Annotated in this window: 14 protein-coding genes; 7 read left to right on the top strand and 7 right to left on the bottom strand. The window is 72.2% G+C overall.

Annotation, left to right across the window (positions count from 1 at the left end; translation table 11 throughout):
* Window positions 1-72: 72 nt before the first annotated feature.
* On the bottom strand, window positions 73-1,023 hold the full coding sequence (locus OIE47_RS31960) for an endonuclease/exonuclease/phosphatase family protein (protein WP_326558254.1): 951 nt from the start codon (window positions 1,021-1,023) through the stop codon (window positions 73-75).
* A gap of 109 nt (window positions 1,024-1,132) precedes the next feature.
* On the opposite strand from OIE47_RS31960, the gene OIE47_RS31955 reads away from it, so the two are divergent.
* The 3 genes from OIE47_RS31955 to OIE47_RS31945 all read left to right on the top strand — a co-directional run bounded on the left by OIE47_RS31955 (window position 1,133) and on the right by OIE47_RS31945 (window position 4,390).
* A complete protein-coding gene (locus tag OIE47_RS31955) occupies window positions 1,133-1,867 on the top strand; it encodes a Clp protease N-terminal domain-containing protein (RefSeq protein WP_326558253.1) in 735 nt (244 codons plus the stop codon).
* Entirely contained in the window at window positions 1,864-3,156 is a 1,293-nt protein-coding gene (locus tag OIE47_RS31950) for an MFS transporter (RefSeq protein ID WP_326558252.1), read from the top strand. Before OIE47_RS31955 ends, OIE47_RS31950 begins: the two co-directional genes overlap by 4 nt.
* 322 nt (window positions 3,157-3,478) lie before the next feature.
* Entirely contained in the window at window positions 3,479-4,390 is a 912-nt protein-coding gene (locus OIE47_RS31945; RefSeq protein ID WP_326558251.1) for a hypothetical protein, read from the top strand.
* 24 nt (window positions 4,391-4,414) lie between these two features.
* Here OIE47_RS31945 and OIE47_RS31940 read toward each other — a convergent pair whose 3' ends face one another.
* Window positions 4,415-4,960, bottom strand: coding sequence for an ATPase (locus OIE47_RS31940; protein WP_326558250.1), 546 nt, complete (start codon window positions 4,958-4,960; stop codon window positions 4,415-4,417).
* Window positions 4,961-5,147: 187 nt separating this feature from the next.
* On the bottom strand, window positions 5,148-5,594 hold the full coding sequence (locus OIE47_RS31935) for a response regulator (RefSeq protein ID WP_326558249.1): 447 nt from the start codon (window positions 5,592-5,594) through the stop codon (window positions 5,148-5,150).
* Between the two features lie 207 nt (window positions 5,595-5,801).
* On the opposite strand from OIE47_RS31935, the gene OIE47_RS31930 reads away from it, so the two are divergent.
* The gene (locus OIE47_RS31930; protein ID WP_326558248.1) at window positions 5,802-6,638 is read left to right on the top strand and encodes an aldo/keto reductase; all 837 of its coding nucleotides are present in this window, start codon (window positions 5,802-5,804) and stop codon (window positions 6,636-6,638) included.
* Between the two features lie 102 nt (window positions 6,639-6,740).
* On the opposite strand, the gene OIE47_RS31925 is transcribed toward OIE47_RS31930, so the two are convergent.
* Complete coding sequence (locus tag OIE47_RS31925; RefSeq protein ID WP_326558247.1) at window positions 6,741-7,061, bottom strand: hypothetical protein; 321 nt, start codon at window positions 7,059-7,061, stop codon at window positions 6,741-6,743.
* Between the two features lie 166 nt (window positions 7,062-7,227).
* Here OIE47_RS31925 and OIE47_RS31920 point away from each other — a divergent pair, with 166 nt between their 5' ends.
* A complete protein-coding gene (locus OIE47_RS31920; protein ID WP_326558246.1) occupies window positions 7,228-8,208 on the top strand; it encodes a DUF2267 domain-containing protein in 981 nt (326 codons plus the stop codon).
* An 82-nt stretch (window positions 8,209-8,290) separates the two neighbouring features.
* On the opposite strand, the gene OIE47_RS31915 is transcribed toward OIE47_RS31920, so the two are convergent.
* Both OIE47_RS31915 and OIE47_RS31910 read right to left on the bottom strand, forming a co-directional pair.
* Window positions 8,291-9,472: a ThuA domain-containing protein gene (locus OIE47_RS31915; protein WP_326558245.1), complete on the bottom strand. Its 1,182-nt coding sequence runs from the start codon at window positions 9,470-9,472 to the stop codon at window positions 8,291-8,293.
* A gap of 168 nt (window positions 9,473-9,640) precedes the next feature.
* Window positions 9,641-10,936 carry an ROK family transcriptional regulator gene (locus OIE47_RS31910; protein WP_326558244.1) on the bottom strand — a complete coding sequence of 432 codons (1,296 nt, stop codon included), beginning with the start codon at window positions 10,934-10,936 and terminating at the stop codon, window positions 9,641-9,643.
* Between the two features lie 174 nt (window positions 10,937-11,110).
* Between OIE47_RS31910 and OIE47_RS31905 the strand changes: the two genes are divergently transcribed.
* Window positions 11,111-11,935, top strand: coding sequence for a spermidine synthase (locus OIE47_RS31905; protein WP_326558243.1), 825 nt, complete (start codon window positions 11,111-11,113; stop codon window positions 11,933-11,935).
* A gap of 4 nt (window positions 11,936-11,939) precedes the next feature.
* Here OIE47_RS31905 and OIE47_RS31900 read toward each other — a convergent pair whose 3' ends face one another.
* A complete protein-coding gene (locus tag OIE47_RS31900) occupies window positions 11,940-13,247 on the bottom strand; it encodes an NAD(P)/FAD-dependent oxidoreductase (RefSeq protein ID WP_326558242.1) in 1,308 nt (435 codons plus the stop codon).
* 119 nt (window positions 13,248-13,366) lie between these two features.
* Here OIE47_RS31900 and OIE47_RS31895 point away from each other — a divergent pair, with 119 nt between their 5' ends.
* On the top strand, window positions 13,367-14,815 hold the full coding sequence (locus tag OIE47_RS31895) for a M20/M25/M40 family metallo-hydrolase (protein ID WP_326558241.1): 1,449 nt from the start codon (window positions 13,367-13,369) through the stop codon (window positions 14,813-14,815).
* The last annotated feature ends 14 nt before the right edge of the window (window positions 14,816-14,829 follow it).

Raw genomic sequence — 14,829 nt, 5'->3', positions numbered from 1 at the left:
CACCACCAGCGCTGAGCGGCGCAGCGGCGGACGTCACTGGCACCGTGACCGCTCCGCGTGCGGGGCCGGCGGTCAGCGGAAACCGGCGGTGACCGCGCGGTGGTCGCTGGCCGGGGTCCGGACCACGCCGGCCGACGCGGCGGTGAGGCCCCGGTAGAGGACATGGTCGGGTCGGGTGAGCGGGAGCGCCGCCGGCCAGGTGAACCCCAGACCGCGCCCGGCGTCGGCCTGGGCGTCGGCGAGCAGGTCGGTCAGGGGCGAGATGGCCCTGTCCGTGCTCGCCGTGTTGAAGTCACCCAGCACGATCAGCCGCTGCGCGGGGTCCTGTCGCAGCGCGGTGGCCAGCATGTCGACGGTGTGGTCACGGGTCGCGGTGTCCCCCGCGCGGGCGGACCCGAGGTGGACGACGTAGACGGTGACGTCGCCCTGGGGGGCCTCCACCACGGCACGCAGCGCCCTGTTCCATCCCATTCCGGTGTCCACGCCCGCATTGTCCCGGATCGGGAACCGGCTCCAGAGAGCGACGGTGGATTCGGCGGCCCGGTACGGATAGCGGTCCCGCAGTGCCCCGGCGGCCGAGCCCTGGACCTCCCCGCCCACCTCCTGAAGCCCGATCAGGTCGGGTTCGGTTTCGGCGAGCGCGGTCACCGTCGCCACCGGGTCGGGATTGCCGATCCTCAGGTTCTGGCTGGCCACCCGGAGCGCGACCGTCCCGCCGGCACCTGCGGGCAACCAGGCCGTACCGAACATGACCGCCCAGACCACCAGCGGCACCAGCACCGCCAGCAGGGCGGTGCGGGATCGCCGCAGCAGGGCGGCGAGCGCCAGGACCGGGATGCCGAGGCCGAGGAAGGGCAGGCCGCTGTCGACCAGACTGCCGACTCCGGCGATGTTGGGGATCAGGCGATGACCGGCGATGAGCGCGGCCAAGGCGACCGCCGCCAGGGCGAGGAGCAGCCCACGCCGCCGTGGCGGAGGTGGGGCCGGGGCCGGATCGGCCGGGTTCGTCTCGCTCGCGGTCACCACCGGCATCGTATCGGAGGTCGCCGTCCGCGAGCCGGCACCCGCGCCCGCCGGGTAAATCGTCAACCAGTGGTTGACCCTGAGGTCCGCGTCAACCTATGGTTGACCGATGAACCAACCGCCCGCGCGACTCGACGAACTGATCGCGTACGTGGTCAGCCGGCGTCCCGACGCGTCCGCACTCGTTCACCTGTCGGACTCCACCCTGGTCGCCGAGTATCTCGCCGAGGTGGCGGACCACCTGATCGGCCACTTCGTCGACGAGGCGCGTCGGTCCGGGGCGTCCTGGAGCGAGATCGGTGAACGGATGGGGGTGAGCAAACAGGCGGCGCAGAAGAGGTTCGTGGTCAAACGGGCGGACAGCGGGGAACTCCTGCCACCCGGCGTCTACGCCCGTTTCACCGATCGGGCGCAACACGTGGTGCGGCAGGCGGAGGCGGAGGCCCACCGGATCGGCCACGAGGAGATCACCGGCGCGCACCTGCTCCTCGGCCTGCTGCACGAGCCGGACGGCCTGGCCGTACGGGCGCTGGTGGGGTTGGGCGTACCGGTGGAGACCGTCGGGGCGGCGACCAGGGCGACCCTGGAGCCGGCCACCGCACCCCGACGCACCCCACCCGTGCTCTCCCCCGGCGCCCGGCGGGTACGGGACCTGACCTTCCAGGAGGCGCTGCGCCTGGGACACAACTATGTCGGAACGGAACACCTGCTGCTCGGGCTCCTCCGGGACCCGGACGAGCCGGGTGCGCGGGTCCTGGTCGCACTGGGCGTCACCCGCGACCGGGTGGAGAACTGGGTCATCGAGGCGTACGCCCGGGAGCAGGCCGGGGGGTCGGGCGGGTGACGGCGGCGGATCCGGACGACCGGCCACTGTGGCGCGACCACAACTTCACCATCTTCTGGGTGGTACAGACCCTCTCGGTGGGCGGCGCCTCGTTCTCGTACGTCGCCATCCCGCTGCTGGTACTCGACGCCACCGGATCGGTCACCCAGATGGGGCTGCTCACCGGGGTGGCCGGGGCGGCGGCGATCGTCGCCGGGATCGGCGCCGGGGTGCTGGTCGACCGGGTCGACCGCCGTACGTTGCTGATCTGGTGCGACGCCGTACGCGCGCTGCTCTACGCGCTGATCCCGCTGGTGTGGTTGTTCTCCCCGCAACTGTGGCTGCTGTACGTGGTGATGCCGCTGGGCAGTGCGGTGGCGATGGTCTTCCAGGTCGGGTACGCCAGCGCGGTGCCGAACCTGGTGCCGGCGTCCCGGATCACCGAGGCGAACGGCCGGCTCTTCGCCAGCTACGCCGCCGCCGGAGTGGTCGGCCCGATGCTCGCCGGTGGCCTCTCCGCCCTGCTCGGGCCGACCGCCGCGATCGGGGTGGACGCCGCCACCTTCGCCGTCAACGCCCTCGGCCTGTGCCTGGTCCGTTTCCGGCGCGCCGGACCGACGCCGGACGAGGGCGGATCGACCCGCACCCGGAGCCGACCGGGCTGGGACGACCTGCTGGTCGGCGCCCGGTTCCTCCGGCGCCAGCCGGTGCTGCGGGCGTTGACCGGACGGCTGGCGCTGCTCACCTTCCTGACCTTCGGCCTCACCGACCTGTACATCTACCACCTCAAACACGACCTCGCCCGGTCCGACCGGACGGTGGGCTACGTGCTCGCGGTGGCCGCGCTCGGCACCATCGCCGCCGCGCTCCTGGTTGCCCCGGCCCGGCGCCGGCTCGGCTTCGGGGTCTGCTGGATCGGCTCGTACACACTCGCCGCGCTCGGGATCGTGGGGCTGGGCGCCGCCGCGCTCGGGCTTCCCGGCGACGCCCGTACGGTGGCGGCCCTCGTCACCGTGGTGGTGTTCGGTACGAGCGTGGCCGGCATCTGCTCGATGTCGCTGCGGCAGGAGGTCACCCCGGACCCGCTGCTCGGCCGGGTCACCTCGGCCTTCTGGACCATCCACACCGCCCCCGGCCCGCTCGGCGCGGCACTGCTGACGGTCGCGGCGGCCCGCTGGGGCACGGCCTGGGTGTTCCTGCTCGCCGGGGGCGCCAGCCTCGCGGTCGTCGCGAGCGCACTGCGTACGCCGATCCGCCGGACGCGTCCGGAGCGTGCGCGGGTGGACGAGCCGCTCGCGGCGACCCCCTGACCGGTCGCCCGCGCGCGGGCGACCGGTCAGGGGGTCGGCAGCCTTCGATCGGCCGTCCGGATCGGTACGGCAACCCCGTTCGGTCTATCTCGACATCAGCCGAACGTGCGAGTACGCCAACCCGGCGTGGATCACGACGACACGGTGGGCGATTGCGTCGGGTGACCCCACCAGAACGGACACGACGGATATGCCGGTCTTGAGGCATTCGCGCCCGGCCGCCCTGGGCTGCCGTCCGATGACCGGCTGACCAGGCAAAACTGTGGCGCACGCCACCGCACCGGGCTTCCCACGGGCCTACGGCATTACCTAGCCTCGGCGGGTGCATCCCAACGACGAGGTGAAGCGTGAGTCGACCAGCAAAGCCCAACCCATCCGTTCGGCCGAGCCGCCATCGGACGACCGGCTAACTGGCCGGCACCGCACCCCCGCCCGACGGAATCCGCTTCGGCGCTCCACCGCTCGCGATGGGGAAAAGTCCTCGTCCCGGATCAGGTCCGCCGTCGCCTCCACCCCGGTACGGCTGACCCTGGTCACCGGGATCACCTGCTGCCTCGGATTCGTCGCGTTCACCGAGTCGCGCGCGGCCACCACGCCGACGCAACCGCTGCACGCGGCACTGGTCGACACCGCCGCACTGGCCGACCGCGCCGCGGCGGCCGAGAAGCAGGCGGCGAGCCGGGCCGAGCGGGCTCCCCTATCGCCGAGCCCGACCGCGACCACACCGACACCCACCCCTCCGGCCAAGAGCAAGGCGCCGACCAAACCACCGGTCCGCAAGCCGACCAAGCCGGCCAAGCCGAAGCCGGTCGCCGGTCTGGACCAGGCACAGATGGACAACGCCGCGGCCATCGTCAAGGTCGGAATCAAGCTCGGCATCCCCCGCCAGGGCCTGATCGTCGCGATCGCCACCGCGATGCAGGAGAGCAACCTCTACAACCTGGCCAACCCGGCGCTACCGGAGTCGCTGGACTACCCCAACCAGGGCACCGGGTACGACTACGACTCGGTGGGCCTGTTCCAGCAGCGCACCAGCAGCGGCTGGGGCGCCGTCGCCGACCTGATGCGTCCGGCGTACGCGGCCCAGGCGTTCTTCGAGGCCCTGTTGCAGATCCCCGGTTGGCAGCAGATGAGTGTCAGCGGCGCGGCCCAGGCGGTCCAGGTCTCCGCCTTCCCCGACGCGTACGCCCAGCACGAGAGCCGGGCGACCACGATCGTCGCCGCACTCGCCTGAGCACCGGCGCCGCCACGCGGTGACTCACACCTGGGCCCGGTTCAGGGTCTCCGCCTGCGGTGCGGTGTCCGGCCGGTCCTCCCCCGCCATCGCCCTGGTGGCCGGTACGGCCGACGGCGCGGTCTCCGGGTCGTCCGCCGGGGCGCTGACCACGGTCACGTCCCGGAGGATGTGATCCACCTGCTCCTCGCGCAGGCGTCGGGCGTGCAACGCGGCCTCGAACTCCCGGCGAGCCTGCACCGCCTCCGCGTACACCTGGTCGCGGAGCTGGCGGGCCTCCTCCTGCGCCGCGGTCAACTCGCCCCGGGCTCGCGCCAGGAGCTGGGCGGCCTCCTGCTCGGCCACGGCGAGCAGCTCGCGCATCCGCGCCGGGCCACGATCCCCCGCCGAGCCCCCGGTGAGCATGCCGTGCAGCCGGGCCGCTTCCTGCCGTACCCGGATCAGCTCGTCACCGGGTCCGGCGACGACGTCCGCCGGTGCCGCCAACCTGGCCAACCGCTCACTCAGGTCAGCCAGGCACGAGTCAACCTGATCCTGGTCATAGCCCATCTTCGCGATGGAGAAATCCATGCTTTGCCCCCCAGGCAGCGTGTCTTCCTTCACCTGAATCCTCGCCAGCGGCGCGGACCGTCGGGGCAAAATCGCAAAATTATTCATCATTCGACCGGCGCCGCCGGCAAGATGCCGTCACCGACTCAGAGACCGCGATGAACTGGCACAATGCCGCACCGGGGCCGACCGGGGCGCGGGCGGCGGGTCAGTGCCGGCGGGGCAGGACCGCGACCCGGCCGAAGAACTGGTCGATCCGGCGCACCGCGTCGTTGAACTCGTCCAGGTCGATCGGCTTGGCGACGTACGCGTTGGCCTGCAACGTGTAGCTGCCGATGATGTCGGTGTCCGCGTTCGAGGTGGTCAACACCACCACCGGGATCGTCCGCAGGTCCTCGTCACCCTTGACCGCGCTGAGCACCTGGCGGCCGTCCATCCGGGGCATGTTCAGGTCCAACAGGATCACGTCCGGACGCACCGCCGTGAGATGCCGCCCCTGCCGGCGCAGGAACTCCATCGCCTCCTGGCCGTCGCTGACCACGTCGATCGCCTTGTGCACATCGGAGTCGCCGAGCGCTTCCTCGATCATCAGAACATCACCGGGATCGTCGTCGACGACGAGGATCCGAACCGGAACCGACGTGTCCGCGTGCATGCGTACCTGCCTCGGGTTGGCGGGGAGGGGACCTGACAGGTGCGCACGGGTCGCCAGTGAAGCGCCGGACGAATGCCTTGCCCACAGCGTACGCGCCGAGCACGTGAATGCCCGTGTCCCCCGTACCGGTTTTAGCCCCCGGTGCGCGGGAACGCGCCCAGGATGGCGGATCCGGCTCCGACCGGGAGGAGGAACACAGTGCCCGACATGGGAATCCCGACACTCACCCTTCCGTCCGGCGAGGTGATCTCGGCACTCGGGCAGGGCACCCGGGGACTGGCCGGCGACCCGAGCCGGCGCGACGAGGAGATCGAGGCGCTCCGGGTCGGCATCGACCTCGGCCTGACCGTGATCGACACCGCCGACACCTACCGCGACGGCGGCACCGAGGAACTGGTCGCCGAGGCCATCGCGGACCGGCGCGACAGCGTCTTCCTGATCAGCAAGGTGGCTGCGTCCGACGACCGCAACGACACCCTCGCCGCCTGCGAGCAGAGCCTCAACCGGCTCGGTACCGACCGGATCGACCTGTACCTGCTGCACTGGCGGGACTCGGGGCCCCTGGACGAGACGGTCCAGGCCTTCACCTCGCTGATGACCCAGGGGCTGATCCGACACTGGGGGGTCAGCAACTTCGACCTGCCGGATCTGGTCGAACTGACCTCGATCGCCGGTGGGACGGCGATCGAGACCAACCAGGTGCCGTACAACCTGGGCCGGCGCGGGATCGAGGCGGACCTGCTTCCCCTCTGCCGGGAGGCGGGTGTGCCGGTGATGGCGTACGCACCGTTCGGGCCGGACGGGATGCTCGACCATCCGGCGCTGGCGCTGGTGGCCGCGCGCCACGGCGCCACCGCTGCACAGGTGGGACTGGCCTGGCTGTTGCGCCAGGACATGCTGTGCACGATCCCGAGGGCGAGCACCCCGGATCACGTACGCGAGAACCGGGCCGCCGCGGACCTGCTCCTCACCGACGACGACCTGCTCGAGCTGGACCTGGCCTTCCCGCCGCCGACCGGCCCCGAACCCCTCCGGATCCCCTGATCCAGCCCCGCTGCCACGCCCGCCACCCCGGCGCCGGCAGGGCGGACACGGGTGGCTGACCCGTGTCCGCCCCGGTACGCGAACAGATGGAGCGGGACGGGGTCAGGTGGTGGAGGGAGCGGGTTGGAGGAGCGTGGTGGGGACCCCGCTGCCGGAGGTGACACGGGCCTGGTCGGCGTCGTCGGGATGGCCGGTGTCCGGTGGTTGGAAGAGGTAACGGACGAAGTCGGCACCGGGCTCGTTGTCGTCCGCACCCGGCCACTGGCCCACCGAGTCGACACCGATCACCTCTCGGCTCGCTCCGTCCGCATCCTCCACCAGTGCCCAGACCGTGACGGGATAGGAACGGGTGGCATCCGGTGCGAGACGCCAGCGCGAATACCATCCCGGACGAGCGGGGACGATCTCGATGATCCGCTTCATGACGACCTTCCTTCCGCGAGCATTCGGAAGTCTGCCGGTCCAGCTCGATCATGGGCCCGTGCCGGGTGATGTCCCCTCACCCCGCCGGCATGACCCGAACCCGACCACCGCCCGGCCCGCCACGCCCCGCCGTTTCGGCCGTCCGTACGGCGGGAAGGCGCAGGACATGAGCGGAAAGCAGATGGAGGGCGACAACCAACGGCGCCGCGCGCTCGCTCGACAGGCACGTCAGCGCGGGCAGCGGCCGAGCGGCGCGGGATTCACGCTCGGCTCGTCGAAGCAGCTCGAGAGCCTGGACCAGGCCCGCCGCGACGGTCCGCCGGAGGCCGGCTCCCGTAAGCCGGCCGCGGACCGGGCCGGTCTCGAACCCGCCTCGGTGCCGTCGACCGCCCCACCTGCGTGGCCGCTGCCGGACCCGGACAGCCCCACCGGCGGCGCCGAGGTCACGGTGATCCAGTACCGGGACCTGGTGACCGACGTCGGCCGTCGGGCGGGGGTCGACTTCGACCAGGCCCGCAGCGCCGCGGAGGCGACCGTGCTGGCGTTGGCCGAGGCCCTGGGTGACGCGGACCGGGAACGGCTGCTGGCCGCGGTGCCGAACGAGTTGCACAACGGACTGTCGGGCACCGCCGCACGCCGGCACGACCTGGGCGGCTTCCTGGCCGAGGTGGCCCGGCTCAGCCAGCGGACCCCGGAACAGGCTCGCTACCAGGCCCAGGCGACGTTGAGCGCGTTGGCCGACCGGGACCGGGAGCTGGTCGAGTCCCTGGACCTGCCGATCGACCTGCGGGACCTGCTCGGCCCGCCACCGGCCGGTGGTGGTGTGGTCAGCCCGCACGGCCAGACCGCCCCGCTCACCGACGACGAGCTACGCGCCGCCCTCGCCGCCCTGCCGTACTGGTCGGGTGACCGGCGGTCGCTGACCCGGACCATCGAGCTGCCGCCGGAGAACCTCGATCGGGTACTGGGGCGGCTGGCCGCCCTGCGCCCGGAGAACGGCCGGGGGCCGCGGATCGGCCGGGAGAGCCCGTCCACGGCGGTCATCGTGGTCCGTACCGCGCGGGTCGACGCGGTGACCGCGCTCGACATCGACCTCGCCCGGCAGGTGGACGACGCCATCGACGAGGCCGGCGCCGGGCTGAGTTGATCCCGACGCAGACCCTGGCCGGGCTCGTCTCCGATTCGGTCGGTACCGGTCGGCGGGAGCCCGCCGACCGGTACCGGGTCGATCAGCTACCGCCGGTGAGGGTCACCGAGTCGACGTCGAACAGGGAACCGGAACCGCCGGTGAAACGCAGGAACAGCGGGCCGCTGGCCGTCGCGGTCAGGGTGGTGGTGACCGTACGGAAGGTCTCCCAACCACCGGTGTTCGGCACCGCCACCGAGCCGAGCAGGGTGCCGGTGGACGAACCGGAACGGACCTGGAGCGTGCCACCGGCGCCGGCCGAGGAGATCCGGGCCGAGAAACCGGTACGTCCGGCGGTGCTCACCGACGCGTACCCGGTCCAGTCGCCGTTCTCGATGTAGCCGACGGTCGCGCCGCCACTGGCCCCGCCCTTGCCGACCACCTGGACACCGGACTGCGAGCTGAACGCCTCGGCCTCCACGGTGACCGAACCGCCGCCACCGCCACCGCCGGGCGTACAGGCGGCCGGGGCCCAGCCCGCCGCGTACCGGATGCCGCCGAGCAGGTGCGCGCGGAACGCGCTGTCGGCGTACGAGGCCTGGGTGTGCCCGAAGCCGGTGTAGAACGCCCGTCCGCTCGACTGCGGGTGGCACCAGGCGATCGGGTGGTCGCCCATCGACCCGCCGGAGTAGCTGGACTCCGTCAGGCTGGCCAGCACCCGCACCTGGGCGCGGGGGTTGGTGCGGTAGTTGTACCACTCGTCGGTGCGGGTCCAGGTCTGCGGCAGGTGGGCGGTGGCGGCGTGGGTGCGGTCCTCCACGTTCACGTTCGCCTGCTGGATCGCCGGGTGGGAGGCGAACCAGGCGCCGACGAGTTGGCCGTAGTACGGCCAGTCGTACTCGGTGTCGGCGGCCGAGTGCACACCGACGAAGCCACCGCCGCCGTTGACGTACGACTCGAAGGCGGTCTGCTGGGTGGCGTTGAGTACGTCCCCGGTGGTGTTGAGGAAGACCACGGTACGGAACCGGGCCAGGCTCGACGTGGTGAACTGGGCGGCGTCCTCGGTGGCGGTGACGGTGAAGTTGTTCGCCGCACCGAGGTCACGGATGGCCTGGATACCGACGGGGATGGCGTCGTGGCGGAACCCGGCCGTCTTGGAGAAGACGAGGACCTGGTACGCCGGGTCGGCGGCCTGGGCCGGGCCGGCGGTGGCGGCGACGGCCGTGCCGGCGAGCAGCACGCCGGATGCGGCGACCGCCAGCGCGCGACGGATCGGGAGTTTCATGGTCGGCCTTTCTGATCGGGACGTTGGTAGCCGGGTGGGGGAAACGACCGGGCCGGGCGCGCGCCGCCGCGCTGTCTGCCGGTCGTGGGTGGTGGGGTCGGGCCGGTCGGCTGCCGATGGGCCGCCGGCGTTGGTGGTCGGGTGGCTCGGTGGAGGGTCGGGAAAGGACTAGGGGGTACGGGCCGGTGTGCCACGGGGCACGCCGCTTCGGGGATTACCCACCGAGGTCGGGTCGGCAATCACCCGGTCGACGACCACACCGGCCGCGCCTCTCGCGGCGGCGGTGAAGCCGAGGTCGGAGGCGACGAACCGGCAGTGCGCGGCCGGGCCGGCGACGGCGAGTCGGTCGAGTTCGGCGCGGGCGGCGGGGATCAGCCAGTCGGCCAGCGTGGCGAAGTATCCGCCGAGCACGAGCACCCGCGGGTTGACCAGGTTGACCAGGATCGCGCCGCCGAGCCCGAGCCAGCGGCCGACCTCGGCCACCGCGGACAGCGCCACCGGGTCGTCGGCGACGAGTCGCCGGTGCAGTTCGGCGACCCGCTCCTCGGGCACCCGCAGCGGTCCCGGGTCCAGCCCGTACGCCCGGTCCGGGGTGATCGCACGGACGAGTTCGGCGAGTCCGACCTTGGTCTCCCAACAGCCGGTCCGGCCGCAGCCACAGCGACGCCCGCCGGGATCCACGGGCAGGTGACCCACCTCCCCCGAAAAGCCGTCGTTGCCGCGCAGCAGCCGGCCGTCGGAGATCACGCCACCGCCCACGCCGACCTCGCCGGTCAGGTAGACCAGGTCACGGCTGCCGGCGGCCACTCCGTAGGTGTGTTCGGCCAGCGCGGCGAGGTTGGCGTCGTTGTCGACCACCACCCGCAGGCCGGTCGGGAGGGCCGCGGTCAGCCGCGCCGCCAGCGGTAGGTCGTGCCAGTCGAGGTTGGGCGCGAGGACGACCGTGCCCCGGCCGACGTCGACCAGCCCCGGTACCGCCACGGTGACGCCGACCGGTGTGGCACCGAGGTGTTCGAGGTCGCGCAGCGCGTCCCGGGTGACCTCGGTGAGTGCGGCCACGCACCGGTCCGGTCCGCCCCGGGTGGCGTCGAACGGGATCCGGCGCTCGACCAGCGGCCGACCGGCCAGGTCGGTGCCGTGTACGCCGAGGTAGTCGACGTTGATCGCGACTCCGAGGGCACCGACGCCGGCCCCGTCGAGGGCGACCGCCCGACCGGGTCGACCGGCGGCGCCGGAGTACTCCAGCCCGGTTTCCCGTACCAGCCGGCGGGCCAGCAGCTCGTCGACCAGGCTGGACACGGTCGCCTTGTGCAGACCGGTGCCGGCCGCGATGGCGGCGCGCGAGCGGGGGCCGTGGATCCGGAGATGACCGAGCGTCCGGGACAGGTTGGCGCGGCGTAGCGAGAGCTGGTCGCTGGGCGCGTACGCCGGTCGGACCTGACCGAAGCGCGGTGCAGTGGACATCGCGACCCCTGATTCGTCTGTTGGTCCGACTAACCAACCATGCGATGCGTATCGATATCAAGGGGTGACCGTCATGGATTCCTAACTATTTCGAAACCTGCCGATAACCCATCGTCCGGGGGAAAGGTCGACATCGCCGTCGAGGGGTGGACCGGCGGCGGTTAGCGTGGCGCCGTGACGACCGAACCGCGGACACCGGCCGCCGGGGCCCGGACCGCGACGACGGAACTCCTGATCGACCGGGTGCGCCCGAACGGGCGGATTCTGCTCGTCGACGGCGTACCCCAGTCGTACGTCGACCTGGTCGATCCGACGTACCTGCACTTCGACTACGTCCGGCGGATGGCCTCGGTGGTGGACGCGGCAGCGGCCAGGGGTGCCGCCCTGCGGGTGCTCCACCTCGGTGGCGGTGGCCTCACTCTGCCGCGTTACGTCGCGGCGACCCGCCCGGACTCGGTCCAGGTGGTGGTGGAACGCGACGCCGCCCTGGTCGACCTGGTCCGGCGCGAGCTGCCGCTGCCCGCCGGTGACCTACGGGTACGGGTTGCCGACGCACGTGCCGCCCTGGAGGCCGAGGACGACGGCCGGTTCGACCTCGTCCTCGCCGACGTCTACCAGGCGGCGCAGATGCCCGAACACGTGGCGAGCGCCGAGTTCGCGGCACAGGCCGCGCGGGTGCTCCGCCCGGACGGCATCTACCTGGTGAACCTGACCGACCTGCCGCTGCTGGCGTTCTCCCGGGTCCAGGCGTCCACCCTGCGGGTCGCCTTCGCCGACGTCGCCGTCATCGCCAGCCGGGCGATGCTGCGCGGACGCCGCTACGGCAACGTGGTGCTGGCCGCCGCCCGCGAGCCGGACCGGCTGCCGGTGGCCCGGCTGGTGAGCCTGGCGGCGCGGGACCGGGTGCCGGGCGGTGTCCTGCACGGCGCGTCGCTGGACCGGTTCGTCGCCGGCACCCGCCCCGCCACCGACGCGACCGGCAACCGTGCCGTGACCTGAGCGGTCAGCGGGAACCGACCCGGGTGGGCATCTCCGGTGAGGAACTCTCCAGCGGTACGGCGTTCGGGGCGACCAGGCCGAGTTGCACCGATGGCCGGGACAGGATCGCGTCGAGCAGCCAGTCCACCCCCACCCGTGCCCGGTTGCTCGGCAGGGCCAGCAGGTGGTAGCCACGGGTGACCGCCTTCGCCACCAGCCCGGACAGCGGCACCTGCAACGGGTTCGCAGCGGCGTCCTTACCGCCGAGGTCCACCACGAAGCCGAGGTCATGGTGCTTGTACGCGCGCCGTCGACCACGCCCGTACGAGGCCGCGATGTTGTGCGCCACGAGCTTGCCCTGCCGCTCGGCATGCTGGGCGGTCATCGGGGTGACCTGGCCGGGGCGGGTCAGGTCGGGCACCGCGGCGGCGTCGCCGCAGGCGTACACCTCGGGGAAGCCGGGTACGCCGAGGAACTCGTCCACGGTCAGCCGGCCCCGCTCGGTGGAGAGCCCCAGGTCGGCGACGAGCGGATCCGGGCGTACGCCGACGCACCAGATCAGCGACCGGGTCGGTACGTACTCGCCGTCGCTGAGCCGTACCCCGTCCGCGGTCGCCTCCTTGACCGAGGTGCCCATCCGTACGTCTATCCCACGGTTGTCGAGGACCCGCTGCGCGGTCACCGACATCCGCTCGGCCAGTTCGGGCAGCACCCGGTCGGCGACGTCGAGCAGCATCCACCGGGGCCGGACGTCGAATCCGGGACGCTGGGCGGTCAGCCGGTCGGTGAAGAGCTGCCCGTGCGCGGCCACCTCGGTCCCGGTGTAGCCGGCACCGACGACCACGAACGTACTGCGCGCGACCCGCTCCCGTGCGTCGTCCGTGGCATCCGCCAGCTCGATCTGGCGGACCACGTGGTCGTGCAGGAAGACCGCCTCGGGCATGCCCCGGAAGCCGTGCGCGTGCTCGGTCACGCCGGGTATGGGCAGCAGCTTGTTGACGCTTCCGACGGACAGCACCAGACGGTCGTAGCCCAGCTCCTGGTGGTCCCCCTCGGGCGGGGTGAAACCCACCCGCCGGCCGCGCAGGTCCACCCGGTCCACCTCGCCGACGATCACCCGTACGCCCGGCAGCGTGCCGGTCAGCGGGACGGTGATCCGGGTCGGCTCCAGCACACCGGCCGCGACCTCCGGCAGCAGGGGCAGGTAGAGGAAGTAGTCGGTCGAGTTGATCAGGGTGATGTCGGCCCGTCCCCGGGCGAGCCGGGACAGCCGTTTCGCCGCGTGGTACCCGGCGAAACCGGCCCCGACGATCACGACACGCGGTGTGGTCATGCCGCTGCCGTTCCCTGGCACAAGCGGGACAAACCTCGGCCCGTGGGCCGGTTCGGACGGCCGGTCCGGGACGATCACGGGCATTGACACCCATCACGTCGATTGATGACGATGATCTCATGGCATCTGACGAGTCACACGGCCCACAGCCCACGAAGCCGACCCGCCGTACCTTCCTCTCCGCCGCCACCGTCACCGCCGCCGCGGCGGTGACGGTGCCACTGGTCGCCGACCCCGCCGCCGCTGGCGGTCACGGCGGGGAGGACGGCCCCGGCCGACCGGTCCGGCCGCAGTCCCCCGACCGGGAGTTGCGGCGGCTGCTGGAGGAGGTCGACCAGCGGCGGATCGAGGCGATCGTGCGTCGGCTGGCCGCGTTCGGCACCCGGCACACCCTGTCGAGCCAGGATGATCCGCAGCGTGGGATCGGTGCCGCCCGGGACTGGATCCACCAGCAGTTGCAGAGCTACGTGGCGGGCTCCGGGGGCCGGCTGACGGTCGAGTTGCAGTCGTACATCCAGCAGCCGGCGTCCCGGATCCCGGTGCCGACCCGGATCACCAACGTGGTCGCGACCCTGCGCGGCACCACCTCCCCGGACCGGGTGTACGTGATCACGGGTCACTACGACTCCCGGTGCACCGACGTCATGGACTTCACCAGTGACGCCCCGGGCGCGGACGACGACGCCTCCGGGGTGGCGGTACTGATGGAACTGGCCCGGGTGATGTCCACCCGGCCGCTGGAGGCGACCGTCGTCTTCGCCGCCGTCGCCGGCGAGGAGCAGAACCTGTACGGGTCGACCTACCTCGCCCAGCAGTACAAGGCCGCCGCCACCGACATCCAGGGCATGTTCAGCAACGACATCGTCGGCAGCAGCCGGGCCGACGACGGCACCCGCGACCCGAAGTCGGTACGCCTGTTCGCGGAGGGGGTGCCGACCTCGGAAACCCCGGGGCAGGCGAGCACCCGGCAGTCGGTCGGCGGGGAGAACGACTCGCCGTCGCGGCAGCTCGCCCGGTTCGTCAGCGACGTGGCGGACAACAGCGCCACCGGGATGAACGTACGGGTGATCTACCGGCGGGACCGCTACCTGCGCGGCAGCGACCACATCGCGTTCCTGCGGGAGGGCTGGCCGGCGGGCCGGTTCACCGAGCCGAACGAGGACTTCGCCCACCAGCACCAGGACGTACGGGTGGTGGACGGCAAGCAGTTCGGTGACCTGCCGGAGTTCTGCGACTTCGGTTACATCACCCGGGTGGCCCGGGTGAACGGCGCGGTGCTGTGGTCACTGGCCCAGGCCCCCGGTACGCCGAAGCGGGCGACGATCGTGACCACCAACCTGACCAACGACACCGAACTGCGCTGGGAGCGCGGTACGGAGCCGGACCTGGCCGGTTACGAGGTGCTCTGGCGGGAGACGACCGAGCCGGAGTGGACGCACGCGATCGAGGTCGGCGACGTCACCACGGTGACCGTCGACCTGTCCAAGGACAACGTCTTCTTCGGCATCCGGGCGGTGGACCGGGCCGGACACCGCAGCCCGGTCGCCTTCCCCCAGCCCGGAAGCTGACACCGGCCGTCCGG

It is taken from the genome of Micromonospora sp. NBC_01796 (genome assembly GCF_035917455.1).
Taxonomy (GTDB): domain Bacteria; phylum Actinomycetota; class Actinomycetes; order Mycobacteriales; family Micromonosporaceae; genus Micromonospora_G.
The sequence above is the reverse complement of the archived record's forward strand: the minus strand, read 5'-3'. Positions and strand labels throughout refer to the sequence as shown.